27 protein-coding genes and 1 tRNA gene are annotated in these 25902 nt (G+C 68.3%); 19 read left to right on the forward strand and 9 right to left on the reverse strand.

All coding sequences use genetic code 11. The annotated features are described in order from the left end of the window. The first annotated feature begins 33 nt into the window (after window positions 1-33). From QFZ53_RS08960 to QFZ53_RS09000, 9 genes are all read left to right on the forward strand, one after another. Entirely contained in the window at window positions 34-384 is a 351-nt protein-coding gene (locus QFZ53_RS08960; protein WP_307295548.1) for a GntR family transcriptional regulator, read from the forward strand. After that, window positions 381-1421 carry a DUF1648 domain-containing protein gene (locus QFZ53_RS08965; RefSeq protein WP_307295550.1) on the forward strand — a complete coding sequence of 347 codons (1041 nt, stop codon included), beginning with the start codon at window positions 381-383 and terminating at the stop codon, window positions 1419-1421. The genes QFZ53_RS08960 and QFZ53_RS08965 overlap by 4 nt, the downstream gene beginning before the upstream one ends. Then, entirely contained in the window at window positions 1418-2356 is a 939-nt protein-coding gene (locus QFZ53_RS08970; RefSeq protein ID WP_307295552.1) for a CPBP family intramembrane glutamic endopeptidase, read from the forward strand. Before QFZ53_RS08965 ends, QFZ53_RS08970 begins: the two co-directional genes overlap by 4 nt. Window positions 2357-2388: 32 nt before the next feature. After that, the gene (locus tag QFZ53_RS08975; protein WP_292904333.1) at window positions 2389-3048 is read left to right on the forward strand and encodes an O-methyltransferase; all 660 of its coding nucleotides are present in this window, start codon (window positions 2389-2391) and stop codon (window positions 3046-3048) included. A gap of 98 nt (window positions 3049-3146) precedes the next feature. Beyond that, entirely contained in the window at window positions 3147-4427 is a 1281-nt protein-coding gene (eno, locus tag QFZ53_RS08980; RefSeq protein WP_292904331.1) for a phosphopyruvate hydratase, read from the forward strand. A 175-nt stretch (window positions 4428-4602) separates the two neighbouring features. Further along, window positions 4603-5025 (forward strand): FtsB family cell division protein, encoded by a 423-nt coding sequence (locus QFZ53_RS08985; RefSeq protein WP_307295553.1) that lies wholly within the window; start codon window positions 4603-4605, stop codon window positions 5023-5025. A gap of 58 nt (window positions 5026-5083) precedes the next feature. After that, window positions 5084-5620 carry a DUF501 domain-containing protein gene (locus tag QFZ53_RS08990; RefSeq protein ID WP_292904327.1) on the forward strand — a complete coding sequence of 179 codons (537 nt, stop codon included), beginning with the start codon at window positions 5084-5086 and terminating at the stop codon, window positions 5618-5620. Beyond that, window positions 5617-6909 carry a S8 family serine peptidase gene (locus QFZ53_RS08995; RefSeq protein ID WP_307295554.1) on the forward strand — a complete coding sequence of 431 codons (1293 nt, stop codon included), beginning with the start codon at window positions 5617-5619 and terminating at the stop codon, window positions 6907-6909. The genes QFZ53_RS08990 and QFZ53_RS08995 overlap by 4 nt, the downstream gene beginning before the upstream one ends. 38 nt (window positions 6910-6947) lie before the next feature. Next, window positions 6948-8354: an NAD(P)/FAD-dependent oxidoreductase gene (locus tag QFZ53_RS09000; protein ID WP_307295555.1), complete on the forward strand. Its 1407-nt coding sequence runs from the start codon at window positions 6948-6950 to the stop codon at window positions 8352-8354. A gap of 95 nt (window positions 8355-8449) precedes the next feature. On the opposite strand, the gene QFZ53_RS09005 is transcribed toward QFZ53_RS09000, so the two are convergent. Further along, window positions 8450-8522 (reverse strand) — tRNA-Leu (locus QFZ53_RS09005). An 87-nt stretch (window positions 8523-8609) separates the two neighbouring features. Here QFZ53_RS09005 and QFZ53_RS09010 point away from each other — a divergent pair. The 3 genes from QFZ53_RS09010 to QFZ53_RS09020 all read left to right on the forward strand — a co-directional run bounded on the left by QFZ53_RS09010 (window position 8610) and on the right by QFZ53_RS09020 (window position 11800). Then, window positions 8610-9845 (forward strand): alanine racemase, encoded by a 1236-nt coding sequence (locus tag QFZ53_RS09010; protein ID WP_307295557.1) that lies wholly within the window; start codon window positions 8610-8612, stop codon window positions 9843-9845. Further along, window positions 9842-11155, forward strand: coding sequence for a D-arabinono-1,4-lactone oxidase (locus QFZ53_RS09015; protein ID WP_307295559.1), 1314 nt, complete (start codon window positions 9842-9844; stop codon window positions 11153-11155). The genes QFZ53_RS09010 and QFZ53_RS09015 overlap by 4 nt, the downstream gene beginning before the upstream one ends. Window positions 11156-11233: 78 nt before the next feature. Continuing rightward, the gene (locus QFZ53_RS09020) at window positions 11234-11800 is read left to right on the forward strand and encodes a LemA family protein (RefSeq protein ID WP_292910784.1); all 567 of its coding nucleotides are present in this window, start codon (window positions 11234-11236) and stop codon (window positions 11798-11800) included. Window positions 11801-11895: 95 nt separating this feature from the next. Here the strand turns inward: QFZ53_RS09020 and QFZ53_RS09025 are convergent, their stop codons facing one another. Further along, window positions 11896-12615 (reverse strand): SDR family oxidoreductase, encoded by a 720-nt coding sequence (locus QFZ53_RS09025; RefSeq protein WP_307295560.1) that lies wholly within the window; start codon window positions 12613-12615, stop codon window positions 11896-11898. 84 nt (window positions 12616-12699) lie between these two features. On the opposite strand from QFZ53_RS09025, the gene QFZ53_RS09030 reads away from it, so the two are divergent. Further along, entirely contained in the window at window positions 12700-13254 is a 555-nt protein-coding gene (locus QFZ53_RS09030) for a TetR/AcrR family transcriptional regulator (RefSeq protein ID WP_307295561.1), read from the forward strand. A gap of 6 nt (window positions 13255-13260) precedes the next feature. On the opposite strand, the gene QFZ53_RS09035 is transcribed toward QFZ53_RS09030, so the two are convergent. Beyond that, window positions 13261-13734: a hypothetical protein gene (locus tag QFZ53_RS09035; protein WP_307295563.1), complete on the reverse strand. Its 474-nt coding sequence runs from the start codon at window positions 13732-13734 to the stop codon at window positions 13261-13263. Beyond that, window positions 13731-14993 carry a winged helix-turn-helix domain-containing protein gene (locus QFZ53_RS09040; RefSeq protein ID WP_307295565.1) on the reverse strand — a complete coding sequence of 421 codons (1263 nt, stop codon included), beginning with the start codon at window positions 14991-14993 and terminating at the stop codon, window positions 13731-13733. The genes QFZ53_RS09035 and QFZ53_RS09040 overlap by 4 nt, the downstream gene beginning before the upstream one ends. 116 nt (window positions 14994-15109) lie before the next feature. Between QFZ53_RS09040 and QFZ53_RS09045 the strand changes: the two genes are divergently transcribed. Together QFZ53_RS09045 and ilvA are read left to right on the forward strand one after the other, a co-directional pair. Next, window positions 15110-16306, forward strand: a complete 1197-nt coding sequence (locus QFZ53_RS09045; protein WP_307295567.1) for an AI-2E family transporter — start codon at window positions 15110-15112, stop codon at window positions 16304-16306. Next, entirely contained in the window at window positions 16303-17532 is a 1230-nt protein-coding gene (ilvA, locus tag QFZ53_RS09050; RefSeq protein WP_292910776.1) for a threonine ammonia-lyase, read from the forward strand. The genes QFZ53_RS09045 and ilvA overlap by 4 nt, the downstream gene beginning before the upstream one ends. 133 nt (window positions 17533-17665) lie before the next feature. On the opposite strand, the gene greA is transcribed toward ilvA, so the two are convergent. Then, window positions 17666-18154: a transcription elongation factor GreA gene (greA, locus tag QFZ53_RS09055; protein ID WP_307295569.1), complete on the reverse strand. Its 489-nt coding sequence runs from the start codon at window positions 18152-18154 to the stop codon at window positions 17666-17668. Window positions 18155-18251: 97 nt separating this feature from the next. After that, window positions 18252-18638 (reverse strand): DUF4307 domain-containing protein, encoded by a 387-nt coding sequence (locus tag QFZ53_RS09060; protein ID WP_307295571.1) that lies wholly within the window; start codon window positions 18636-18638, stop codon window positions 18252-18254. Window positions 18639-18706: 68 nt separating this feature from the next. On the opposite strand from QFZ53_RS09060, the gene QFZ53_RS09065 reads away from it, so the two are divergent. Next, window positions 18707-18991, forward strand: coding sequence for a hypothetical protein (locus tag QFZ53_RS09065; protein ID WP_292910770.1), 285 nt, complete (start codon window positions 18707-18709; stop codon window positions 18989-18991). A gap of 8 nt (window positions 18992-18999) precedes the next feature. Here QFZ53_RS09065 and trhA read toward each other — a convergent pair whose 3' ends face one another. Continuing rightward, window positions 19000-19704: a PAQR family membrane homeostasis protein TrhA gene (gene trhA / locus QFZ53_RS09070; protein WP_307299378.1), complete on the reverse strand. Its 705-nt coding sequence runs from the start codon at window positions 19702-19704 to the stop codon at window positions 19000-19002. A gap of 126 nt (window positions 19705-19830) precedes the next feature. On the opposite strand from trhA, the gene QFZ53_RS09075 reads away from it, so the two are divergent. The 3 genes from QFZ53_RS09075 to QFZ53_RS09085 all read left to right on the forward strand — a co-directional run bounded on the left by QFZ53_RS09075 (window position 19831) and on the right by QFZ53_RS09085 (window position 23307). Beyond that, on the forward strand, window positions 19831-20610 hold the full coding sequence (locus tag QFZ53_RS09075) for an isoprenyl transferase (RefSeq protein WP_292910794.1): 780 nt from the start codon (window positions 19831-19833) through the stop codon (window positions 20608-20610). A gap of 24 nt (window positions 20611-20634) precedes the next feature. After that, entirely contained in the window at window positions 20635-21765 is a 1131-nt protein-coding gene (locus QFZ53_RS09080; RefSeq protein ID WP_307295572.1) for an aminotransferase class V-fold PLP-dependent enzyme, read from the forward strand. A 255-nt stretch (window positions 21766-22020) separates the two neighbouring features. Then, window positions 22021-23307 (forward strand): PhoH family protein, encoded by a 1287-nt coding sequence (locus tag QFZ53_RS09085; RefSeq protein ID WP_307299379.1) that lies wholly within the window; start codon window positions 22021-22023, stop codon window positions 23305-23307. Between the two features lie 90 nt (window positions 23308-23397). Here the strand turns inward: QFZ53_RS09085 and QFZ53_RS09090 are convergent, their stop codons facing one another. Further along, window positions 23398-24234: a type IV toxin-antitoxin system AbiEi family antitoxin domain-containing protein gene (locus QFZ53_RS09090; protein ID WP_292910766.1), complete on the reverse strand. Its 837-nt coding sequence runs from the start codon at window positions 24232-24234 to the stop codon at window positions 23398-23400. Between the two features lie 204 nt (window positions 24235-24438). Then, window positions 24439-25857: a class II fumarate hydratase gene (locus QFZ53_RS09095; protein ID WP_307295573.1), complete on the reverse strand. Its 1419-nt coding sequence runs from the start codon at window positions 25855-25857 to the stop codon at window positions 24439-24441. Between the last annotated feature and the right edge of the window lie 45 nt (window positions 25858-25902).

Genomic DNA, 25902 nt, shown 5'->3' on the forward strand with positions numbered 1-25902 from the left:
TGTTATAGTTGACCTAGAACTAGTGGAGGTGACATGCTCATTCGGATCGACGCTGACAGCCCCACGGCGATCTTCGACCAGGTCGCCGCTTCCATCCGCACGGACATCGTGACCGGGCGTGTGGTCCAGGGCGATCGACTTCCGACCGCCCGCGAAGTCGCTTCCGCTCTCGACATCAACGTGCACACGGTTCTGCGCGCATATCAGCAGCTGCGGGACGAGGGGCTCGTCGATCTGCGGCGCGGCAGAGGCGCCGTCGTCTCGGCATCGGCCGCGGCGTTGACCGACCTCGCACAGGAGATCCACGCACTCGTGGCCCGTGCCGCCCAGCTGGGAGTCTCCGCAACCACCCTCGCTGCTCTCGTGAAGGAGACTGCACCATGAACGACGACGCCCGCCGCTCGCGTACTGCCTTTCTCTGGGTGGGTGTGATCGCTCCACTCGGAATCCTGATCCTCGCCGCGGCGACCATCATCGCGTGGATGCCGGTTCTTCCTGATCCCATCGCCACGCATTGGGGGACCGACGGCGTCGACGGCTTCTCGCCGAAATGGGTGTACGTCGTCGTCACGGTCGGCATCGGCGCGGCCGTGGTCGTGCTGGATGCGGCTCTGGCGTTGATCGCACACCGCTTCCCGCAGAACAGCAGCTCGACGATCGGCCCCTGGTCGTCGACGGCGCGATTCCTCGGTGCGGTGAACCTCGGCGTCGCGGTGATGATCGCCGTCATCGCACTGGCAGGAGCGGGTATCCAGCGCGGACTCGCCGATGCTGCGGATGCACCGGATATCGGCGGCTGGGTCGCGCTCGGCTTCGGTCTGCTCATCGCGGCCGCGGTGCTCGGCTGGTTCCTGCAGCCGCAGAGTCCTCTGGTGTCCGCGGAGCCGGAGCCTCTCGATCCGAGCATCCCGCTCGGATCGAGTGAGCGCGTCGTCTGGTTCGGCACGGCGACGATGGCCCGTTCGGGCGTGATCGTGCTCGTCGTGGCGCTCGCCGTGCTGGTGATCACCACGGTGTTCGTCGCGGCGAGCGGCAGGGGAGAGTGGGGGATGCTCGCGGCCCTGACTGTGGTCATGACGCTCGTGACCGGCACGATGATCGTCTTCAGGGTGCGAGTGAACTCCGAAGGACTCCGGGCGCGTTCGCTGTTCGGATGGCCGAGCAACCACGTACCGCTGGACCGCATCGCCCTGGTCGACGTGGTCCAGCTCGACCCGTTCCGCGAGTTCGGAGGGTGGGGCTGGCGGCTCGCCGTCGATGGGCGCCGGGGGATCGTGCTGCGCGCCGGTGAAGCGCTGCAGGTGACGCAGACCAACGGGCGGGTATTCGTGGTGACGGTCGACGGCGCATCCGATGCCGGGGCGGTCCTCGATGCCCTCCGCATCCGAGCCGTCGATAGCCCTACCCGAGGTGATTCATGAACATCCGCATCCGTCCGATCGCCACCATCTCCTTCGTCATCCTCGCCCTCGGACTGGCCTGGCTCGTCGCCCTGCCTCTTTGGCTGGATGGCGGTCTGGGGAATCCGCTGGCGGGTGTTCTGCTCCCCGCTATGATGTTCACCCCGGCGGTCGCGGTCGTCTTGGTGATGGCCATGCTGCGCCCCGTGCCCCGGGGAGAGCGGTTGCGCTTCCTCGGCATCTGGCCGCTGCGCCCTGCGAAGCGCGTCATATGGATGCTTGTCATCGGCTGGCTCGTGCCGCCACTGCTCGTCGCGCTCAGCATCCTGCTCGCAGCGGCTCTGGGATTCGTGCAGCTCGACTTCGCGTTCTCCGGCTTCGCCCGAGAGCTCGAGAAAGCTCTGCCTCCTGGCACGCCGCTGCCTCCCGTCGGCATCGTCGTCGCCGCGCAGGTGGCGACGATTCCGCTCGCCGCTCTGTTCAACGGCATCCTCGCTTTCGGTGAGGAGCTGGGATGGCGAGGCTGGCTCGTTCCGGCGCTGCGGCCGATGGGAACCTGGCCCACACTCGTTCTGAGCGGTGCGATCTGGGGCGTGTGGCACAGCCCGGTGATCCTGCTCGGATACAACTTCGGACGGACCGACGTCACCGGGGTCCTGTTCATGATCGGAGGGTGCGTCGCGTGGGGCATCCTGCTCGGCTGGCTGCGCCTGCGATCCGCGTCGATCTGGCCGGCCGTGCTCGCGCACGGTGCGCTGAATGCCGCGGGCGGGCTCATCGTGCTGTTCGCGGCTGCGCAGCCCGATCTCGCCCTCGCGGGCCCGCTCGGTGTCGCAGGGTGGATCGTGGTCGCGGTGGTCGTCGTCGTGCTCGTCCTCACGGGTCAGCTCCGGCGACAGCCGGACCTCGCCGGCTCGGCAGTCCCTCCCACGCATTCGGCTCCCGCCGCCCCTTGACCGCGACCCGCGACGCGGGGTTGGCTGAGGACATGGATTCCACCCCCGCGGCATGGGCCGCAGCCGACGTCTTCCTCGCCGACACGCTGGTCGGCCACGACCCAGGACTCGAGGCGGCACTGGATGCGCAGCGCGCGGCCGGTCTGCCGGAGATCGAGGTCGCGCCCGTCGGCGGCAAGCTGCTGAGCGTGCTCGCCCGGATGAGCGGTGCTCGGCGGGTGCTCGAGATCGGGACGCTCGGCGGATATTCGACCATCTGGCTCGCTCGTGCCGTGGGGCCGGAGGGGAGTGTCGTCACGGTCGAGGCCGAGGCTGACAACGCGGCCGTGGCTCGCGCGAGCATCGACGCGGCAGGAGTCGGCGACCGCGTCGACATCCGCGTCGGACGCGGTGCAGACGTGCTGCCGACGCTGGACGGGCCGTTCGACCTGGTGTTCATCGACGCAGACAAGGAGTCGAACACGATCTACCTGGACTGGGCCGCCAGGCTCGGTCGACAGGGCACCGTGATCGTGCTCGACAACATCGGCCGCGAGGGAGAGATCGTGCGCGAGGACTCGACGGACCCGAAGGTGATCGGCACCAGGGACGGATTGCGGATGCTGGGAGAGGACCCGCGCTTCGATGCCACCGCGCTGCAGACGGTCGGCGTCAAAGGTTGGGACGGCGTCGCCATCGCACTCGTCGTCTGAGCCGGTCCACGTCTGAAATCGCGCCGACGCGACGGGCTAGACTGACCACGGATCGACGTCGCTCCACCACAACACTTTTCCGAACAAGGAGCACTTCTGTGGCACTGATCGAGGCTGTAGGCGCACGCGAGATTCTCGACTCGCGCGGTAACCCGACCGTCGAGGTGGAGGTGCTCCTCGACGACGGCGTCGTCCAGCGAGCAGCCGTCCCCTCCGGAGCATCCACCGGCGCGTTCGAGGCGTACGAACTGCGTGACGGCGACAAGAGCCGCTACGGCGGCAAGGGCGTCCTCAAGGCCGTCTCCGCGGTGATCGACGAGCTCGGCCCGGCCATCGAGGGCGTCGAGGCGAGCGAGCAGCGCATCGTCGACGAGATCCTCAACGAGACCGACGGCACCGAGAACAAGCAGCGCACCGGCGCGAACGCGATCCTCGGCGTCAGCCTCGCGGTCGCCAAGGCCGCCGCCGACTCGGCCGATCTGCCGCTGTTCCGCTACCTGGGCGGCCCCAACGCACACCTGCTGCCCGTGCCGCTGTTCAACGTCATCAACGGCGGCGAGCACGCCGACAACGGCATCGACATGCAGGAGTTCTTCCTCGCGCCGATCGGCGCAGAGTCCTACTCCGAGTCGCTGCGCTGGGGCGTCGAGACCTACCACGTTCTGCGCAGCGAACTGAAGGCCGCCGGCTACGCCACGGGCCTCGGCGACGAGGGCGGCTTCGCCCCCGACCTGCCCAGCAACCGCGAGGGCCTCGAGTTCCTCATCAAGGCGATCGAGAAGGCGGGCTTCACGCCTGGCAAGGACATCGCGCTCGGCCTCGACGTCGCCGCCACCGAGTTCTTCAACGACGGCGTCTACCGTCTCGACGACAAGGACTGGACCGGCCCCGAGCTGATCGAGTATTACCAGGGTCTGGTCAACGACTTCCCGATCGTCACGATCGAGGACGCGCTGGCCGAGGACGACTGGGACAACTGGAAGCTCCTCACCGAGGCTCTCGGTTCGAAGGTGCAGCTCGTCGGCGACGACCTGTTCGTCACCAACCCGCAGCGCCTGGCCGATGGCATCAAGCGCGGTGTCGCCAACTCGCTGCTGGTCAAGGTCAACCAGATCGGCACCTTGACCGAGACGTTCGACGCCGTCAGCCTTGCGCAGCGCTCGGGCTACACGGCGATGCTGTCCCACCGTTCGGGCGAGACCGAGGACACCACGATCGCCGACCTCGCCGTCGCCACGAACGCGGGCCAGATCAAGACGGGTGCGCCTGCTCGCTCCGAGCGCGTCGCGAAGTACAATCAGCTTCTGCGCATCGAGGAGGAGCTCGGCGACGCGGCAGTCTTCGCCGGTCGTTCAGCCTTCCCGCGTTTCAGCGCCTGATCGGCTGACGCGCACGCGCTGACTGAACACGTCGAGGGCCGCTGACCCAGCGGCACGAAAGAAGGGGGAGCCATGGCGAGACGTCCGGCTCCCCCCTTCTCCGTCTCCCCGTGCACCAGCCCCCGCGTCGAAGCCCGCCGCTCGCAGGGACCGGCAGGCCACGCGCAGCGTCGATGTGCGCGAGTGGGCCTCGGGTATCCGTCTGTCCGCCTTCTCGGTGATCATGCTGTCGCTGGTCGTGCTCGGCGCCTGGGTGCTCGTGCCCACGATGGGGACGTTCATCGACCAGAGGCAGAAGATCGCCGCCCTCGAAGCGTCGATCCAGGTCTCGCACGACGAGATCGCGGCGCTCGAGAAGGAGCGCGAGCGGTGGGACGATCCTGCGTACATCACGACCCAAGCGCGCGAGCGGCTGTACTACGTCAAGCCCGGCGAGGTCGTGTACCTCGTCGACAACGACCTCGATCCTGCCGCTCTGCCACGCGAGCAGGAGCCGGTGAGCGACACCCTCGAAGAGAAGCCAGCCGACTGGATGCCGCAGTTGCTGCGAACGCTCACCGCCGCGGGTCTCAGCCAGACGGCCGTCCCCGCGCAGTGACGCGCCCGAGCGGGAACGCTCTGGGCATCCTCTCGGCAGCCTCCCGTACGCTGGAGCCGTGACCACGCCGCCCTTCGCCGCCCCCACTCCCGCCGAGCTCGCCGTCGTCTCCGCGCAGCTCGGGCGCCCCGCGCGCGGCGTCGTCGGCATCGCGGCGCGCTGTGCGTGCGGCAACCCCACCGTGGTCGCGACCACCCCTCGTCTGCCCGACGGCACGCCGTTCCCGACGTTCTACTACCTCACGCACCCGGCTGCGACCGCAGCGATGTCGACTCTCGAGGCGACTCAGGTGATGCCGGAGCTGGCGGCGCTCCTCGCCGACGACGAGGACATCGCCGCGGCCTATCTCGCCGCGCATCACGCCTATCTCGGCGACCGCGCCGAGTTCGGCGAGGTTCCCGAGATCGACGGCATCTCGGCCGGCGGCATGCCCTCGCGCGTGAAGTGCCTGCACGCCCTCGCCGGTCATGCGCTGGCGGCAGGGCCGGGTGTGAACCCGATCGGCGACGCGGCGCTCGCTCGCTCGGCCTGGTCGCCGGCTGTCTGCCGCTGCGAGGAGCCGGGTGCGGCGCTGCGTGAGGCACCGGACGCATGACCGTGCGGCGGATGCTGCGCGCCGTCGTCGCTGTGGCGGCGGTGGCGGCATCCGTCCTGATCACCGGCGCTGCGGCGACACCGGGCCCGGTCCCCGACGACCTCACTGATCCCGTGCGGGCCAGCGAGTACTGGCTCGACGCGGCGCACATCCGCGAGGCCTGGCAGACGACGCGCGGTGAGGGCGCGACGATCGCGGTCATCGACACGGGCATCGCCAAGGTCCCGGGGGCCTTCGACGGCGCTGTCGCCGACGGCACCGACGTGTCGGGCAGCGGTACTTCCGATGGACGGACACCGCTGGGCGCGATCGACGGCAATCACGGCTCGTGGGTGGCGTCGCTCGCCGCCGCGCGGGGATCCGCGGAAGGAACCGGGATGATCGGCGTCGCGCCGGAGGCGAAGCTGCTGTCGATCTCGGTCGGCTTCGGCGCGGCAGCATCCGTTCCGTTCTCCGAGCAGATCGCCAAGGGCATGCGCTGGGCGGTCGACCACGGCGCCGATGTGATCAATCTCTCATTCACGACGAACACGCTGGACTGGGATCAGAGCTGGGACGACGCGTTCCTCTACGCCTTCGAGCACGACGTGGTGGTCGTCGTGGCTGCAGGCAACCGGGGGAGCGGCACCAACATCATCGGCGCACCCGCCACGATCCCCGGCGTCCTCACGGTCGGCGGAGTCGATCAGACCGGCGTCGCGAGCCTTGAAGCCTCCACGCAGGGGATCACGATCGGCGTGTCCGCACCCAGCGAGGGACTCATCGGAATGTCGGCCGACGGCACCCTTGCGTCGTGGAACGGGACCAGCGGCGCCGCGCCCATCGTGGCAGGCGTCGCGGCGCTCGTCCGCTCCGCGCACCCGGACATGACCGCAGCCAACGTCATCAACCGCATCATCAAGACGGCCACGCCCGCGGCGGGCATGACCGCGGTGCCCGATCCGCTGTACGGCTACGGCCTGCTGAACGCCCAGGCCGCCGTGACCGCCGACGTGCCCTCGGTCGACAAGAATCCGATGGGCGACCTCGCCGAATGGGTTCGGCTGTTCCGCCGTGCACAGACCGAACCGCTTCCCGAGCCCACGGCGACCCCGATCGCGATACCGCCGCTCCCGGCTGCCGATGCCCCCGCCGAGGCCACCTCGCCCCTCCTTCCCAGCGCCGATTCACTGCGTTACGGTACCCTTCCGCTCATCGCGCTCACAGTCCCTGGTATCCTGGTAGCGCTTGGCGTCACCGCAGCTGCCCGGCGCATCCGATCGGCGCGCGCTCGCACGCCACATTCCTGACTCCGAGGAGTTGTCCCCCTGTGCCTCAGAACAGCACTGTGCCCAAGATTCTGATCGTCGGTGGAGGCTACGCAGGCTTCTACACCGCGTGGAAGCTGGAGAAGCACCTTCGCAAGGGTGAAGCCGAAGTGACCATGGTCGACCCGCTGCCGTACATGACGTACCAGCCGTTCCTCCCCGAGGTCGCCGCAGGCTCGATCGAGGCGCGTCATTCGGTGGTGGCGCACCGTCGCCACCTCAAGCGCACCAACGTTCTCACCGCGAAGGTGACGGGCATCGATCACGCGAACAAGGTCGCCACGATCACGCCTCCGATCGGCGAGTCGTACGAGTTCGCGTACGACCACATCGTCGTCACGGCCGGCGCGGTGTCGCGCACCTTCCCGATCCCGGGCATCGCCGACAACGCGATCGGGCTCAAGACGATCGAAGAGGCCGTCGCGATCCGCGACCGCCTGATGTCGAACTTCGACAAGGCGGCCTCCGTGCCCGCCGGGCCCGAGCGCGACCGTCTTCTGACCGTCATCGTCGTCGGCGGCGGCTTCGCCGGCATCGAGGTCTTCGCCGAGCTGCGCTCTCTCGCCTCCTCGCTCCTGTCGAAGTACCCGCAGCTGACCTTCGAGGACACGCACTTCCACCTCATCGAGGCCATGGGCCGCATCATGCCCGAGGTGTCGCTGAAGACCAGCGAGTGGGTCCTCAAGGATCTCGCCAAGCGCGGCGCCAACGTGCACCTCGACACGCAGCTCACCGGTGCGATCGACGGCAACGTCGAACTCTCCACGGGCGAGGTCATCCCGACCGACCTCATCGTCTGGACGGCCGGCGTCATGGCGAACCCGACCGTCGTCCGCGGCGGAGACCTCCCCGTCGAGGAGCGCGGTCGCATCCAGACCCGCGCCGACCTCCGCGTCGGCACGGCCGACGAGTTCGTCGAGGGCGCCTGGGCTGCCGGTGACGTCTCGGCCGTTCCCGACCTGTCGGGCGGCGGCGTGGGCGGAATGTGCGTGCCGAACGCGCAGCACGCCGTTCGCCAGGCGAAGCTCCTCGCGAAGAACCTCGTCGCCGTGCTGCGCGGTGAGGAGCCCAAGGAGTACTTCCACAAGAACATGGGCGCGGTGGCCGGTCTCGGTCTCTACAACGGCGTCTTCCAGTCGGGCAAGATCGCTCTCAAGGGCTTCGTCGCCTGGGTGGCCCACCGGGGTTACCACGGCCTCGCGATGCCGACCTGGGAGCGCAAGTTCCGCGTCATCTGGGGCTGGTGGAACAACCTGTGGCTCGGCCGCGACCTCGTGAACCTGCAGACGGTGCAGAACCCGCGCTACGTCTTCGAGGAGTTCGCCGCACGTCCGCGCCCGGCGGCGGATGCCGCTCCCGCGGCGCCCAAGGCAGACGCACCGGCGAAGGCCGAGGAGAAGAAGCCCGAGCCTGCAGCCGCGAAGTAGTCCGCTGTCGCTCGAACGCCCCGTTTCCGAGAGGAAGCGGGGCGTTCGTCGTCCCGACCGCCGGCTCACCGATCCGCGGTGACGGAACGACGCTGTACCCCCGGTCGGACTCGAACCGACACTGAAGCGATTTTAAGTCGCCTGCCTCTGCCATTGGGCTACGGGGGCGCGCTCGCAAGCCTACAAGCGGATGCCGGATGCGACGCGGTTCCAGGCGAGGCGACACCGGATACCCGAAGGTCATAGGGTGGGGGAGTGCTCGACCTCACCGATGAAATGAGCCCCACTCCAGTCGCACCCGAGTGGGAGGATCACGCCCGCTACTGGCCGCGTCTCTCTGCCGCGACCGGACATCTTCCTGCGCCCGTCGCCGTGATCGATCGCGAGGCGCTGCGGCACAATGCGATGGATCTTCTCGTGCGTTCGGGCGGGCTTCCGATCCGTGTGGCGTCGAAGTCGGTCCGCGTGCGCGCGGTGCTCGACGCGGTGCTCGCGCTGCCGGGGTTCCGGGGCATCCTCGCGTTCACTCTCGCAGAGGCGCTCTGGCTCGCCGAGACGCACGACGACATCGTGATCGGCTATCCCACGGTCGATCGGGCGAGCCTCGCGCGCCTGTTCGCCGACGAGCAGGCAGCCCAGCGCATCACGCTGATGGTCGATGACGTGGTGCATCTCGACCTGATCGACAGCGTCGCCGCACCGGGAAGCCGCCCCGAGATCAGGGTCGCGATCGATGTCGACGCCTCGCTGCGTTCGCCGGTGCTCGGTCACATCGGCGTCCGCCGCTCCGGTCTGTTCTCCGCCGGCGAGGTCGCCGCTTTCGCGCGCAGGATCGTCTCGCGTCCCGGCTTCCGTCTCGTCGGCCTGCAGATGTACGACGCGCAGATCGCGGGTCAGGGTGACAACGCCGGCCCCGATGCCCCGCTCATCCGTGCGGTGCAGGCGATGTCCCGCTCCGAGCTCCGCGACCGCAGGGCGGCGATCGTCGCGGCGACAGCTCCGATCGCACCTCTCGAGTTCCTCAACGGCGGCGGTACCGGTTCGCTCGAGTTCACGGGCAGCGACGAGTCGCTCACGGAGGCGAGCGCCGGAAGCGGCCTGCTGGGCGGGCATCTGTTCGACGGGTACCGCTCGTTCCGGCCCGCGCCCGCAGCGGCGTTCGCCTTCGACGTCGTCCGACGCCCCACCCACGACATCGCGACGGTGCTGGGTGGCGGGTGGATCGCATCCGGCCCCCCGCTCGCCTCTCGTCAGCCTCTGCCCGTGTGGCCGGAGGGTCTGCGGACCCTGCCGCGTGAGGCGGCTGGGGAGGTGCAGACGCCGCTCCAGGGCCGCGCAGCCACCGGGCTCGGCGTCGGTGACCGCGTCTGGTTCCGCCACGCCAAGAGCGGCGAGGCAGCAGAGCGGATCGACAGCTATCATCTCGTCTCGGCAGACGAGGTCATCGACGAACTGCCGACGTATCGCGGTGAGGGAAAGGCGTTCCTGTGACGAGAATCGGCGGCACCTGGCAGAACTGGGGGCGGTCGGCATCCGTGAAACCGCTGAGGGTCGAACGCCCGCGCACACCGGAGGGTGTGCAGCGCGCCGTGCGAGCGGCCGTCGCACAGGGACTGACCGTGAAGGCGGTCGGCGCGGGCCACAGCTTCACCGGGATCGCGGTGGCACCCGGCGTGCTGCTCGAGCTGGACGACATGCAGGGACTCGTCTCGGCGGATGCCGCGACCGGGCACGTCACCCTTCTGGCCGGCACCCGGCTGCACCGCATCCCCGCCCTGCTCGCGCCCTACGGTCTGGCGATGCAGAATCTCGGAGACATCGATCGTCAGTCGATCTCCGGCGCGATCTCGACGGGTACGCACGGCACCGGCGCCCGCTTCGGCGGCCTGTCGACACAGGTGGTCGGCCTCACCATGATCACCGCCGCGGGGGAGTTCCTGCGCATCGACGAGGAGCGCAACTCGGAGATGCTCCCGGCCGCCGCGTTGGGCCTCGGCGCACTGGGCATCGTCGTCGAGGTCACGCTGCAGTGCGTGCCTGCATTCGTGATGCAGGCCATCGACGAGCCGGCTCCTCTCGCCGATGTGCTCGCCACGCTCGACGAGCGGGTCGCGGCATCCGATCATTTCGAGTTCTACTGGTTCCCGCACACCGAGGTCGCCCTCACGAAGAGGCAGACGCGGCTGCCCGAATCCGCGAGACGTGACCCGCTGCCCGCCGTCGGCAGGTGGATCGATGAGACTCTGCTCTCGAACGGCGTCTATCGTGTCGTGTGCGCAGCGGGCCGTGGAGCGCCCGCGATCACCCCGCCCTTCAGCCGCCTCGCGGTCAGACTCACCGGCGATCGCCGCTACACAGACGTGTCGCATCGCGTTCTCACGCAGAGCCGCACGGTGCGCTTCCGCGAGATGGAGTACGCGCTTCCCGTCGAGAACGTCGTCCCCGCCTTCCGTGCCGTGCAGGCGTTGATCGCCCAGCGCGGATGGCGCATCGAGTTCCCGATCGAGGTGCGCTTCGCGCAGGAGGACGACCGGTGGCTGTCGACTGCTCACGGCCGCTCGACCGGCTACATCGCCGTTCATCGATACTGGCGGAACGATCCGACGGTCTATTTCGAAGCCGTCGAGCAGATCATGCTCGAGTACGGAGGACGCCCGCATTGGGGCAAGCTGCACACGCTCTCGGCCGAGCAGCTGCGTGAGAGATACCCCCGCTTCGACGACTTCACGGCTCTGCGCGACCGGCTCGACCCCGAGCGCCGCTTCGCCAACCGCCACCTCGACCGCATCCTCGGCGCATGATCGCCAGCGCGGCGTACCCAGTCGACGCGCAGACTGCGTCGATAGGATGAGAGAAACACGAGGAAGGGTGGGGCTCTGATGGAATGGCTCGTACCGGTACTGATCATCGTCGGTCTGGTTCTGCTCATCGGAATCTATCTCTGGGCGACCTACAACTCGCTCGTGCAGCTCAACGTCCGCGTCGATGAGGCCTGGAGCGGTATCACCGTCCAGCTGAAGAGGCGGGCCGATCTCATCCCGAATCTCATCGAGACGGTCAAGGGCTATGCCTCTCATGAGAAGGCCGTGTTCGAGAACGTCACCCGTGCGCGCGCCGAGACGCTGTCCGCCGGCAGCCCGGGTGCCGCAGGCATCGCCGAGGGGCATCTGCAGCAGGCTCTGCGCAGCCTGTTCGCGGTCGCCGAGGCGTATCCGCAGCTGCAGGCGAGCCAGAACTTCCTCCAGGTGCAGTCCGCGCTGGTCGACACCGAAGACAAGATCCAGGCCGCGCGCCGGTTCTACAACGGCGGGGTGCGCGAGCTGAACACGAAGATCAAGGTCTTCCCGAACAACATGTTCGCGAAGGGCCTCGGCTTCACCGAACGCGAGTTCTTCGAGGTGGCCGACAGCGGAGCGATCTCCGAACCTCCCCGCGTGCAGTTCTGACATTGATGACGAAGGCTCGGTGCATGCACCGGGCCTTCGTCATGTGAACGGATGCCGAGCGCATCCGTTCGGTCAGCGGGGAGATCGGTCTCTCCTCATGCGGCGCCGAGCGCGGCGGCGATCTGCGCGTATCGGTCGGCGGGATCGAGCGTGAGTCCGGCCTTCACGAAAGTCGCCCAGTCGTCGCCCAGCACCTCCTGTGCACCCGACTCGATCGCGTCGAGGCCGGCAGCCGCCAGCTCGGCCGGGCTGATCTTCGGCGCCGGCACGCCCTTGGCCATGTCAGTGTCGACCAGGCCCATGTGCACTCCGACCACATGGGTGCCCTGTGACGCGAGCTCGAGCCGCGTGCTGTCGGTCAGCATCCACGCCGCCGCCTTCGATGCCGCGTACGCGCCGACTCCCGACGTCGTGAACCACGACAGGGCCGAGACGACGTTGAGGATGGCCCCGCCGCCGTTGGCGCGGAGGATCGGGGCGAACGCACGCGTCATCAGCAGCGGTCCGTAGAAGTTCGTGTCCATCTCGCGCCGGATGTTCTCTTCATCTCCCGCCACCAAGGCAGTGCCGGTGGAGATGCCTGCATTGTTGATCAGGAGCTGCACGTCGTCGGCGACGTGTGCAGCGTCCGCGATCTGGGCTGAGTCGGTCACGTCGAGCGTGATCGGAACGACGCCCTCGGCGGTGATTGTGTCGGCATTTCGAGCGGCGGCGTAGATCTTGCCCACTCCGCGCGCCTTGAGCTGATCGACGAATGCTGCACCGATGCCACGGTTGGCTCCTGTGACGAGGACGACTGCGCCGTTCAATTCCATGACAAACCCATTCTGTAGTGATTGCTATTGATTGCCTGCCGACGCTACCACATTGTGTAGTGGTCATTACGGTATGCTTTTGGCATGGCAGGCCGACCCCGGAGCTTCGATCGCGACGCAGCGCTCGCCGTCGCGGTCCAGCAGTTCTGGCGCGAGGGATACGAAGAGACGTCAGTCGCGAGGCTGACCGCCGCGATGGGCGTGTCGCCGCCGAGCCTCTATGCGGCGTTCGGCGACAAGGCCGGGCTCTTCGAGGAGGCGTCGCAGCTCTACTTCCGCCGCACGTGCGAGGGACTCGACGCCGCAATCGCGCTGCCCACGGCGCGTGAGGCCGTCTTGCGCATGCTCCAGGACACGGCTCGAGCGCACACGGACACCGCGACGCCACCCGGATGCCTGATGCTGACCGAGCCGCGGCTCGCCGCGCAACGAGAAGAGGTTCGGCGCAGGCTCGGAGAGCGCCTCGATCAAGGGGTGCGCGACGGCGACCTGCCTCCTGAGACGCGCACCGAACAGCTGGCGTCGTTCCTTGTGGCTGTCATGCGCGGTATGTCGGGGTGCGCTCGAGACGGCGGAAGCACCGAGGACCTTCTGGCCATCACGGAGACGGCGATGGCCGCGTTTCCGTCGCCGCGGTGACAGGCGTCACCAGATGTCGATCTTGACCTTCTCAGGGCTGATCTCGACATCGCCGCGCACGGCCCAGTTCTCGGTGCGATAGGTCTCGGTGCGCGGTGAGCCGTCCTGCCCTGTACCGGTGACGGTGGCCACGAGGACGCCGCCGCCCGCCGTGAACGTATCGCCGTCGAGCTCGAGCATCGGCAGCTTCTCCACCCGATAGCGGATGCCGGAGACCGCGGCGAACTCGGTGCCCCACGGGATGCTGATCCCGCAGTGCTCCGGAGGCACGCTCTCCGTGCTCTCCGCGCACGCGGTCAGGGTGGCGTCGAGCTCGTCCTGCGCGCGGTCGGCCGCTGGAGCCGACGTGGTCGCCACAGCCGTCGGTGTCGGTCTCTCGGACGGCGGAGCGGTGCTGCCCTGCCAGAGGATCCACAGGGCAGCACCGGCGAGCACCACGGCCGCGCCGCCGCCGATCGCCCAGCCGGTGCGGCGAGTCACGCCACGACTTCTCTCGCGTGAACGTGCCGCCTCACGGACGCCTCGGCGCGGGAGCCGAGCGCCTCGTGCAGCGTGCCCGCGGCGGTGCCCCAGCCCGACACCGACACGTGCTCGAGGCCCTGCCAGGCCGCAGCGAGCGCGAGCTCGCCGGCGATGAGATCCGCGTCGTCTGAAGGGCGCGCCTGCGGCTCCCACCAGGCCGATTGCACCTGCAGCGTCGAGGCGGCACGATCGGCCTTGAGATCCACGCGTGCGACGATGCGGTCGCCCACGAGCACAGGCAGCGAGTAGTAGCCGTACCGGCGCTTCTCGGCGGGCACGTAGATCTCGATGCGGTAGTCGAGGTCGAAGGCGCGCAGCGCCCGGTCACGGAACCAGACGACCGGGTCGAACGGCGTCAGCAGGGTGGCGGCGTTCACGCTGCGTGGGAGAACGGCATCGGCGTGCCGCCAGGCTGGCAGAGGCCGCCCCTGTCTTTCCCAGCCCTTGACCCGCACAGGCATCAGCTCGCCTGCATCCGTCAGTTCGCCGATCGCCGTGATGACAGCGGAGCGATCCCGGATGCGGTAGTAGTCGGCGAGGTCGGATGCGGTCGCGACGCCGTGCGAGCGTGCGGCGCGGCGGACCAGCTCACGCATCGCGTCTGGCACCGGGATCTCCTGGGCCAGGATGTCGGCGGGGACGACGTGCTCGGCCAGCGCGTAGCTGCGCTCGAACCCCTTGCGGCCGCTGATGGCCACGTCTCCGGTGCGCCACATGTGCTCGAGAGCCAGCTTCACCTCGTCCCAGTCCCACCAGGTGCCGCGCTCTCGCGGGGCGTCGGCGCGGATGTCGGCCGGGCGCAGCGGACCGCGGGAGCGCAGTTCGTCGCGAACCCAGGCCAGTGTGCGTTCGTTGCTGGCCGCCCACGAGCCCGCCTTCGCGAGCCTCGCTCGGAAGTACTCGCGGCGAAAACGCCAGAGCGGCCAGTCCTGGATCGGCATGAACGTCGCCTCGTGCGCCAGGTACTCCACGTAGTGCGTCGTCTTCGCCATGAAGACGCGGTCGAGAAGATCGGGGTCGTAGGCGCCCAGGCGGGAGAACAGCGGCATGTAGTGCGACCGCGCGAAGACGTTGACCGAGTCGATCTGCAGCACGCCGAGGCGCCCCATGACGGTGTGGATGTGTCGCGCGGCGACGGATGCCGGGCGCGAGCGCGTGAAGCCCTGTGCGGCCAGCGCCATGCGTCGTGCCTGTGCGGCGCTGAGTGAGTCGGTCACGTCGTCAGCGTATCGCCGGGTGCGGACATGACGACTCGACCGCTCCGCAGGTCCGTGTCCTGCCGGCGCAAGCGCCGGCGCTCATCCCGGCTGTGTCAGCCCCGTAGGATTGTCAGATGAGCGAAGAGCAGCGTCTGCGGCTGAAGGATCTCTTCCGCCCGCGTCCGATTCCGACCGACCGCACCGTCACGACCGAGGCCGACGAGGCGGTCCCCATGGGGCTGCGCGTCACCGCGGGCTATGCATGGCGGGTGCTCCTGATCGCCGCGGTGATCGCGGGGTTCATCTGGATCGTCATCCAGCTGAAGCTCCTGGTGATCCCGCTGATGGTCGGCATTCTCGTCACCGCCCTGTTGTGGCCGGCATTCGAGTGGATGCTGCGCAAGAGGTTCCCGCGATGGGTCGCCGTCGCGATCTCCATCATCGGCACTCTCGGGATCGTCGCCGCACTGATCACGCTGGTGGTCTGGCAGATCCGACAGCAGCTCGAAGAGGTGCAGGCGCGCAGCTCACAGGCGGTGGACGATCTGCAGCAGTTCCTGATGGGCGACCCGCTCAACCTCACCCAGAAGCAGATCGACGGCTACCTCGAACAGGCCGGAGGGTTCTTCAACGACCAGGCCGACCTCTTGCTGAACGGCGCGCTCAGCGTCGGCACCACCGCGGCGCACGTCGTCACCGGCGCCGTCCTCGCCCTGTTCATCCTCATCTGCCTGCTCGCCGACGGCGGGGGCATCTGGAAGTGGACGCTGCGCCTGTTCCCGCGCGTCGCGCGCCCGGCAGCCGACGCTGCAGCCCGCAACGGCTGGGCGACGATCGTCAACTACGCACGCACCCAGCTGCTCGTCGCGGCGATCGACGCGGTCGGCATCGGTCTCGGCGCCGCGCTCCTCGGCGTCCCGCTGGCCATCCCCGTCGCCGTGCTGGTGTTCCTCGGCTCGTTCGTTCCGATCGTGGGTGCCGTCGTCACGGGCGCGCTCGCCGTGCTGCTCGCCCTCGTCTACAACGGCCCGTGGATCGCGCTGGCGATGCTCGGGGTCGTGCTGCTCGTCCAGCAGCTCGAGGGCCACATCCTCCAGCCGATCCTGATGGGCTCGGCCGTGAAGGTCCACCCGCTCGCGGTGGTGCTCGTGGTCGCCGGCGGATCGATGATCGGCGGCATCCCCGGTGCGCTGTTCGCCGTGCCGCTCGCGGCGTTCGTCAACGTCGCGGCCGTCACCGTCAGCACCGGGTCCTGGCGCACCGGCGACCTGCCCGACGCAGACCTTATCTGGAGTACAGTTCCGCGTCAGCGGAGAAGGAGCAATCGATGAGCGCAGTCCCCAGCCTGACCGAGTTCGAGCACGCCGCTCACAGCCTGGCTGAGGTGATCTCGCACACGCCGACGCTCCCGTCTCGTGCGCTGTCCGACATTCTGGGCGCTCCGGTGCTGCTGAAGATGGAGAACCTGCAGCGCACCGGGTCCTTCAAGATCCGCGGCGCCGCGTACCGCCTTTCCCGCCTCAGCCCCGAGGAACGGGCGCGCGGCGTCGTCGCAGCATCCGCCGGCAACCACGCGCAGGGGGTGGCGCTGGCCGCTCAGGAGCTGGGGATCAAGGCCACGATCTTCATGCCGCTCGGCGTGCCTGTGCCCAAGCTGCTCGCGACGCGCGGATACGGCGCGGACGTCGTGCTGGAGGGCGAGACCGTCGCCACCTCGCTGCGACTCGCGGCCGAGTTCGCCGAGCGCACCGGCGCCGTCGCCATCCCGCCGTTCGATCACCGCGACGTGATCATCGGCCAGGGAACGCTCGGTCTCGAGCTGCTCGAAGACGCACCCGAGGTCGACACGATCCTTCTCGGCATCGGCGGAGGAGGCCTCATCGCCGGTGTCGCCGCTGCAGTCAAGGCTCGGGCCGCCGAGCTCGGCCGCAGCATCCGCATCATCGGCGTGCAGGCCGAGAACGCCGCTGCCGTGCCGCCTTCCCTCGAAGCCGGTCATCCGGTCGACATCGTGACGCGGCCGACGATCGCCGACGGCATCCTCGTGGCGCGCCCCGGAGCGATCCCCTTCGAGATCATCAAGGATCTCGTCGACGAGGTCGTCACCGTCACCGACGACGACCTCGCCCGCGCGATCCTGATCCTCCTCGAGCAGGCGAAGGTCGTGGCGGAGCCTGCCGGCGCCGCCGGCGTCGCGGCGATCCTCGCCGGCAAGGTCAAGCCCACGGGCACGACCATGGCGGTGCTCACAGGCGGCAACATCGATCCGCTGCTGCTGCAGCGGGTGGTGTCGCACGGTCTTGCGGCGTCCGGTCGCTACCTGACCATCCGCATCCCGCTTCCCGATCGACCCGGTCAGCTCGCACGGGTCTCCGAGCTCATCGCCGAGGCCGGCGCCAACGTGATCGAGGCGATGCACACCCGGCACGGTCACGGTCTGCAGATCAGTGAGGTGTTCCTCGAGCTGAGCGTCGAGACGCGCGGGCCCGAGCATTCCGAGCACACGCTGGATACCCTGCGCCGCGCGGGCTTCGAACCGCTCGTCGTGCCCGACTGAGCTTCGACGCAGAAACGCCCCATCCGATGTTGTCGTTCGGATGGGGCGCTTCGTCTCTGCGTTTCGTCTCGCTTCGCTCGCTCAACGACCATCGCTCGCTCAACGACCATTCGACGTTGGCCGGAGCAGCGTGTCAGCCCGTGTACGTCTCGACGTTCACGATCTCGACGTCGATCGAGCGGCCGTTCGGCGCCTCGTACGACGACTTCTCGCCGACCTTGAGGCCGAGGATGGCCTGACCGAGCGGGCTGGCCTCGCTGTACACGTCGAGGTCGCTGCCGACCGCGATCTCACGGCTGCCGAGCAGGAAGACCTCTTCGCCACCTGCCACGTTCGCGGTGACGACGGTGCCGGGCTCGACGATGCCGCGACTGGCCGGCGCCTCGCCGACCTTGGCGGTCTTCAGCAGGTTCTCGAGGGTGCGGATGCGCGCCTCCTGCTTGCCCTGTTCGTCTTTCGCGGCGTGATAGCCGCCGTTCTCCTTGAGGTCGCCCTCTTCGCGGGCGGCCTCGATGCGCTTGGCGATCTCGTCGCGGCCGGTGGTGGACAGGTGCTCCAGCTCAGCGACGAGCCGGTCATATGCTTCCTGCGTGAGGAAGGGAACCTGAGCATCGGTAGACATGACGAAGCTCCTTCGTTCGGTATCCCGGCCGGGGCCTCCGGGGGATATGCCAAGACGCCCTGGCACGGTGCCAGGGCGTCGTCTGTCTTCCTCGAGTCTAGGCGACCCAGCAGGTGTTCACCAAACCTGTCGTGGCCTCGGCCACCGTGGGCACGGTCGCCGAGATGGCCTGAGAATGCTCTTCGCCCGCCGGGATCTCGACGACCTTCCAGCCGACGATCCCGAACTCCTCGTCGAGCGCCTCGACGACGCACGCGACGTCCTTGCCCTGCACGCCGGTGAGCTGGAAGCGCACCGTGACCGTGTGGGAGTCGACCAGGTCGAAGCCCAGGTCATCGGCATCCACCGACTGCATCTCTCGGGTCGCGGTCATCCACGCGAAGGCGCCGACCCCGACGACGGCGATGATGATCGCGATGACCCAGGGCGCCCGCTTCCTGCGGGTACGGCCATAGCGTTCGTCGAGCTCTTGTGCGGTCGTCACGGGTGGGGTCTTCCGGTCGTTAGGCTTGTCTCTACAGGTTATGCGACCTGCATATGAAAGGCCGACACATGCGCGCTCTGACCGACACACCGATGCCGACGCCCACGATGACGGTCGACCCGCAGCTCGTCTCGCCCGGCTTCATCGGCTTCGCAGCGGTCGTGGTCATCCTGATCGCCGTCGTCCTGCTCATCCTCGACATGAACCGCCGCATCCGCCGGGTCCGGTACCGCGAGGAGGTGCGGGAGGAGCTCGACGCCGAGGAAGCCGCTCTCGCTGCGGACCGTGCGACGGAGACCGATGCGGACCTGCCGATCGTCGACGAGGGCGACGACGACCCCTTCAAGAAGTAGTTTCCGGCTCAGGCGGGTATGCCGAGCGAGGGGCTCAGCGGTGCCAGGGCGATGAGCAGGCATGCAGCCCAGTGGCACAGGAATGCGAGCACGGTGCACACGTGGAAGATCTCGTGGAAGCCGAAGCGGCCCGGCCACGGGTTGGGCTTCTTCATGGCATAGACGACGGCGCCGCCGGTGTACAGCAGTCCGCCGACGATGACGAGCACCATCATCGCGAAATTCGCGTTCATCAGGTCGACCATGTACATCACGGCCGCCCAGCCGAGCAGCAGGTAGAGCGCGACATACAGCCAGCGCGGTGCGTTGATCCAGAACACCCGGAACAGGATGCCGAGCAGCGCGCCGCTCCACACCAGGACGAGCAGCAGCAGCCCCTTCTGCGGAGGAAGGGCGAGGACGGCGAGCGGCGTGTACGTGCCGGCGATCAGCAGCAGGATGTTGGCGTGGTCGATGCGCTTGAAGATCATCTTGACCGTCGGGCGCCAGTCGAAGCGGTGGTACAGCGCGGAGTTGCCGAAGAGCAGCATGGACGTGGCCATGAACACGGCAGACGCCCACTTGCCCGGGGTGCCGACCGTCAACGAGATGAGCACGATGCCTGCCACGACCGCGATCGGGAAGGTGCCCGCGTGGATCCAGCCGCGCCAGGTCGGCTTGATCTCGATCGCGGCGTCTTTCGCGGCCGCGTCGAGAAGAGGGAGTTCAGGCATGTCGGCCGGCGAGTTCTCGGGTGTGCTCACCTTTTCACTCTAGGCGGGGCAGCATGCCCACGGCCGTACATATCCTCAGCAACCGCACCGGATGCCGGGGCACGGGCGCGGTAGCGTAGGGAGGTGATGTCACGGGAGAGCCAGGGGCGGGGACCGCTGTATCGGCTCTACAGCAGCCGCCTGCGCCGGCACCTGGACCCTGCCACCATGCCGCACCACGTCGCGATGATGATCGACGGCAATCGTCGATGGGCTCGCCAGCTCGGCTACACGACCCCGGCCGAGGGCCATCGGGCAGGAGCCGCGAAGATGCGGGAGTTCCTGGGCTGGTGCGATGAGCTCGGCATCCGCGTGGTCTCGTTGTATCTCCTCTCCAGCGACAACCTCCTCAAACGCGATTCCGCCGAGCTGGCCGACCTCATCGAGATCATCGCCGAGCTCGCGGACGCGCTCTCGCGGGAAGGCAACTGGCGCGTCAAGCACGTCGGACGCAGCGACATCCTTCCGGCGGAGCTCGCGAAGGTCCTGGCGGATGCCGAAGAGCGCACGCGGGACCACACCGGCCTGCATGTGAACCTCGCCGTCGGCTACGGCGGCCGCAACGAGATCGTCGACGCCGTGCGCAGCATCATCACCAAGCACGAAGCGTCAGGCGGCACGATGGAGGACCTCGCCGCCCATCTCACGCCCGAGATGATCGGCGAACACCTCTACACCGGTGGGCAGCCCGATCCCGACCTCGTGATCCGCACCAGCGGCGAGCAGCGGCTCAGCGACTTCCTGCTGTGGCAGAGCGCGCACAGTGAGTTCTACTTCGTCGAGGCGCTCGGCCCCGACCTCCGTCAGGTCGACTTCCTTCGCGCGATCCGCGACTTCGCCGATCGTGATCGGCGCTTCGGGCGCTGAGCGGCACCGTGCCAGAATGGCGCGGTGAGCACCTTCGACGACTACCTCGCGACGTTCGACACCGAGCCCGGCTATCTGAACTGGGCGGCTTTCGGGCCTTTGTCGACATCGGTGCGCGAGGAGGTGTTCGCCGACGCGGATCTTCTCGGCACCGGCCGCCCGTCTTCTCTCGCTCTCGTGGGGGAGCGCGTGGGAGAGGCGAAGGAGCTCATCGCTGAGCTTCTCGGTGCCGAGGCCGACGAGATCGCCCTCCAGCCGTCGTCGACGCACGGACTGATGCACGCGCTGTACGGCCTGTCCGGTGCGGTGATCGCCTCGACGGCCGAGTTCCCGAGCGTGAGCCTCACCCTGGAGCGCGCAGCCCTGGCGTCACGCGGCGCCGTGAGCCCGCGATGGATCGCTCCGCCCGACGGCAGGGTGACGACGGATGCCGTCGCAGTCGCGCTCGACGACGAGGTCTCAGCCGTCGCCGTCAGTCACATCGACTTCCGCACGGGCTACCGGGTCGATCTCGCAGCCCTCAGGGAACTCATCGGGCCCGACCGTCTTCTCATCGTCGACGCGGTGCAGTCCTTCGGCATCGTCGACGACGACTACGCCGCAGCGGATGTGGTCGTGGGGCACGGCTACAAGTGGCTTCGAGCCGGCCGCGGCACAGGCTTCGCCCGCTTCTCGGCACGGGCACGCGAGCGCATCGTCCCCGTGCTCAGCGGGATCACCGGCACCTCTGCCGTCGGGCTCCCCGCCGACCAGTTGCCCGATCCGGCGGCATCCGCCCAGGCGTACACCGTGAGCGGCCCCGATACGCTCGCGGCCGCTCGTCTCGCGGTCGGCGTGCGCGGCGTGCGCGACGCCGGAGTGGCGGCGGTCGAGACAGGCCTCGCCGAACGCGTCGACGCGGTGATCGAGATCGCCGACCGCAACGGGATCGCGGTGAGTTCGCCCCGCGCCCGTGAGCGACGAGGCGGAATCGTCGCGCTCGCTCCGCAGGAGCCGGCGCGGATCGCCGCGGCGCTCGCCAACGCAGGTCTCGTCGTCACCGCGCGCGGATCGGCGGTGCGGATCGCCCCGCACGCAGGCACGGATGCCGCGACCCTGGAGCTCCTCGACGAGGCGCTCGGCGCGTTCGGCAACGAGACGTTCATCAGCGCGTAACGAATGGCGGCGTGTCGAGCCGCGGTTAAGCAGACGGGTGGTCGTAGCTTCTAGGCATCGGGCATGGCGCCCGATCGAGTCGGCCTCAGGTACGCGACTCGTGACCCCCTGGTCGACTCGTTCGAATAGCCGGGAATCCCCGGGTCGGGAGTGGTCGTGACCTCACGTACAGCGCAGCAGACAGGCAGCACCGCGCAGCAGCAGTCCACCCGCAAGACGCCTCGCCAGGCAGCATCCGCAGGTCCTGATCAGGATCTGCGCACCTATGTGCTCGACACGTCGGTGCTGCTGAGCGATCCTCAGGCGTTCTTCCGATTCGCCGAGCATTCGGTCGTGCTTCCCGTGGTCGTCATCAGTGAACTCGAAGGCAAGCGGAACGACCCCGAGATCGGCTACTTCGCGCGTCAGGCGCTGCGGCACCTCGATGATCTGCGCATCGAGCACGGCCGCCTGGACTTCCCCGTGGAGGTCGGCGAGGGCGGAACCCTGCGCGTGGAACTCGCGAACACCGACGCCTCGGTCCTTCCCGCCGGCATCCGTCTGAGCGACAACGACACGCGCATCCTCTCGGTGGCCATGCACCTCGCCCAGGACGGGCAGGACGTGACGATCGTGTCGAAGGATCTGCCGATGCGCGTCAAGGCGGCGTCGCTCGGCCTTCGTGCCGAAGAGTACCTCGCGGAGCAGGCCGTCGACTCCGGCTGGACCGGCATCACCACTCTCGACCTCTCCGGAGACGAGATCAGCGACCTCTACGAGAGCGAGGTCGGAATCAGCGAAGACGCCCGAGGGCTGCCGGTCAACACCGGCCTCATCATCCACTCCGAGCGCGGCTCCGCCCTCGGACGGGTGACAGGTGACGGGGAGTACAAGCTCGTGCGCGGCGATCGAGAGGTGTTCGGCATGCACGGGCGTTCGGCTGAGCAGCGGATCGCGATCGACCTGCTGCTCGACCCGGAGGTCGGGATCGTGTCGCTGGGGGGACGCGCCGGCACCGGAAAGTCGGCTCTCGCGCTGTGCGCAGGCCTCGACGCCGTTCTCGAGCGTCAGCAGCAGAAGAAGATCATCGTGTTCCGGCCGCTGTTCGCGGTCGGCGGGCAGGATCTCGGGTACCTCCCGGGCGACCGCGACGAGAAGATGGGCCCCTGGGGTCAGGCGGTGTTCGACACCCTCGGCTCGGTGGTCTCGGGCAACGTCATGGAAGAGATCGTCGAGCGCGGGATCCTCGAGGTGCTGCCCCTGACGCACATCCGCGGACGCTCGCTTCACGACGCTTTCGTGATCGTCGACGAGGCGCAGTCGCTCGAGCGCAACGTGCTGCTGACGGTGCTCAGCCGCATGGGCCAGAACTCGCGCGTCATCCTCACGCACGACGTCGGTCAGCGAGACAACCTCAGGGTCGGACGGCACGACGGCATCGCGAGCGTGATCGAGACGCTGAAGGGCCACGACCTCTTCGCCCACGTCACGTTGATGCGCTCCGAGCGCTCCGCGATCGCCGCGCTCGTCACCGAGCTGCTGGAGGGCACCGAGCTCAGCTGAGCGGTTCCACTTCCGGGGCCGACACGCCACATCGGGGGACGGATTCCGCATTTCGTCCCCTGATCTGGTGTGTCGTCCCCCGAACTGAATTCACGCGTGATCCCGCAGCCGGGTCATCGCGGCCAGGATGGCGGCTTGTACGGTCGACCAGTCGTGAACGACCTGGGCGTAGGTGAACCTCAGGGTCTCGTATCCGAGACGGGATGCCGCGGCATCCCGCACCAAGTCGTCATGGCGCCGATCAGGGCCGCTGTGATTCTCCTTCCCATCGACCTCGATGATCAGGCGATCTCCCACCACGAAGTCCACTCGTCCGACACCAGGGATCTGCACCTGACTCGCGAGGACGATTCCGATGATGTGAAGCCGCAGGCGCAGAAGGGACTCCAGACCGCTCTGCGCGTCGGAGCGCGCGATATCGACCAGCCACCGAGCCAATGCCGGCAGAGCGCGACGTATGCGCAGCGCAGCAGCACGGCTCAGCTTGCGGAGGTTCAACGCGGACTCCAACGAGGCGAAGAACGACTCGTCGCCCTCGCACTGGTGCAATTGAAGAAGTGCTGTCTCGATGTCGACCACGCCAAGGGGAACATCGCCGAGGAAGTAGTGGCTCGTGCAACGGCATCCGCGGTGCTCGAAACGACGTCCGCGGCGGCCTACCCAGACGTGCGGGCGGAGGTCGTCATTGAGCACCCAGACACCGTGCTTTCGGAGCGCGACCGCGCAGGTGAGCGCGCCGCCGTGCTGTGTCGCGGATCGCACTTCCGCGTGCACCGAGGTCGTACCGAATACGCCCGGACGCAACCGCTCCACTTCGCCATCGCGAACCGCACGCGACAGCCGCGGCCTGCTTATGCCGTGTGCCTGAAGAGTGGTCCCGCGAGCAATGCCGCCGAGGGAGATGAGGGTGGCGCGAGGATCGAGCATGTGCTCATCGTGCGAGGAACACTCCGTGTCGGCATCCGCTGATCCGCCAAGACGACGGACTCGGTGGAGAACTCCCGCCGCCTTGGCGATTGTGCAGGACGAACACAACGGGGGCCGACACACCAGATCGGGTGACGAAAAGAGGTCTTCGTCCCCCGATCTGGCGTGCCGGCCCCCGAAGAGGGATGCCCCGGGGACCCGGCGTCAGCCGGCGTGGGTCATGCTCAGCAAGTCGAGCTTCTCGTCGAGCTGCTCCAGCGTGAGTTCGCCGCGCTCCACGTAGCCGAGGTCGATCACAGCATCGCGCACAGTGATGCCCTTGGCGACCGAGTGCTTCGCGATCTTCGCGGCGGCCTCGTATCCGATGAGCTTGTTCAGCGGGGTCACGATCGAGGGGCTCATGCCGGCGAAGGCGGCGGCGCGGTCGAGGTTGGCCTGAAGGCCGTCGATCGTCTTGTCGGCGAGCACGCGCGAGGCGTTCGAGAGCAGGCGGATCGACTCGAGCAGCGCCGTACCCATGACGGGGATCGCGACGTTGAGCTCGAAGGAGCCGGATGCTCCGGCCCACGCGACCGTCGCGTCGTTGCCGATCACGCGGGCGCAGACCATGAGCACGGCCTCGGGGACGACAGGGTTGACCTTGCCGGGCATGATCGAGGAACCGGGCTGCAGGTCGGGGATGTGCAGCTCGCCGAGGCCCGTGTTCGGCCCCGAGCCCATCCAGCGCAGGTCGTTGTTGATCTTCGTCAGCGAGACGGCGATCGTGCGCAGGGCGCCGGATGCCTCGACGAGGCCGTCGCGGTTGGCCTGAGCTTCGAAGTGATCCTTCGCCTCGGTGATGGGCAGCTCGGTCTCGGCGGCGAGCAGCGCGATGACCTTCTGCGGGAAGCCGAGCGGGGTGTTGATGCCGGTGCCCACGGCGGTGCCGCCGAGCGGGACCTCGGCGACGCGGGGGAGTGCCGACTGCACGCGCTCGATGCCGAGACGGATCTGGCGCGCGTAACCGCCGAACTCCTGGCCGAGGGTGACGGGGGTGGCGTCCATGAGGTGCGTGCGGCCGGACTTGACTGCGTCCTTCCACAGCTCCGCCTTGGCCTCGAGGGCCACCGCGAGGTGGTCGAGAGCCGGGATCAGGGTGTCGATGAGTGCCTGCGTCACGGCGATGTGCACGGATGTGGGGAACACGTCGTTTGACGACTGCGAGGCGTTCACGTGGTCGTTGGGGTGCACGGACGCGCCGAGGATGCGGGTCGCGAGGGTCGCGAGCACCTCGTTCATGTTCATGTTGGAAGACGTGCCGGAGCCGGTCTGGTACGTGTCGACCGGGAACTCGCCGTCGTGCGCTCCTGCGGCGACCTGGTCGGCAGCCTGCGCGATCGCGTCGGCGATCGCGCCGTCGAGCGTGCCCAGCTCCTTGTTCGCCAGAGCGGCGGCCTTCTTGATGCGTGCGAGGGCGGCGATCTGCGTCGACTCCAGCCCCTTGCCCGAGATCGGGAAGTTCTCCACGGCGCGCTGCGTCTGCGCCCCGTAGAGCGCGTTCACGGGCACCCGCACCACACCCATCGTGTCGTGCTCGATGCGGTACTGCGCCTCGTCGCCGCTGCGCTGGTGTGTGTCGGTCATTCCGAACCCTCCTTGGTTTCGGGGGCGTTCCCCTGGATGTGTGTG

The sequence above is a fragment of the Microbacterium natoriense genome (genome assembly GCF_030816295.1).
GTDB lineage: Bacteria > Actinomycetota > Actinomycetes > Actinomycetales > Microbacteriaceae > Microbacterium > Microbacterium natoriense_A.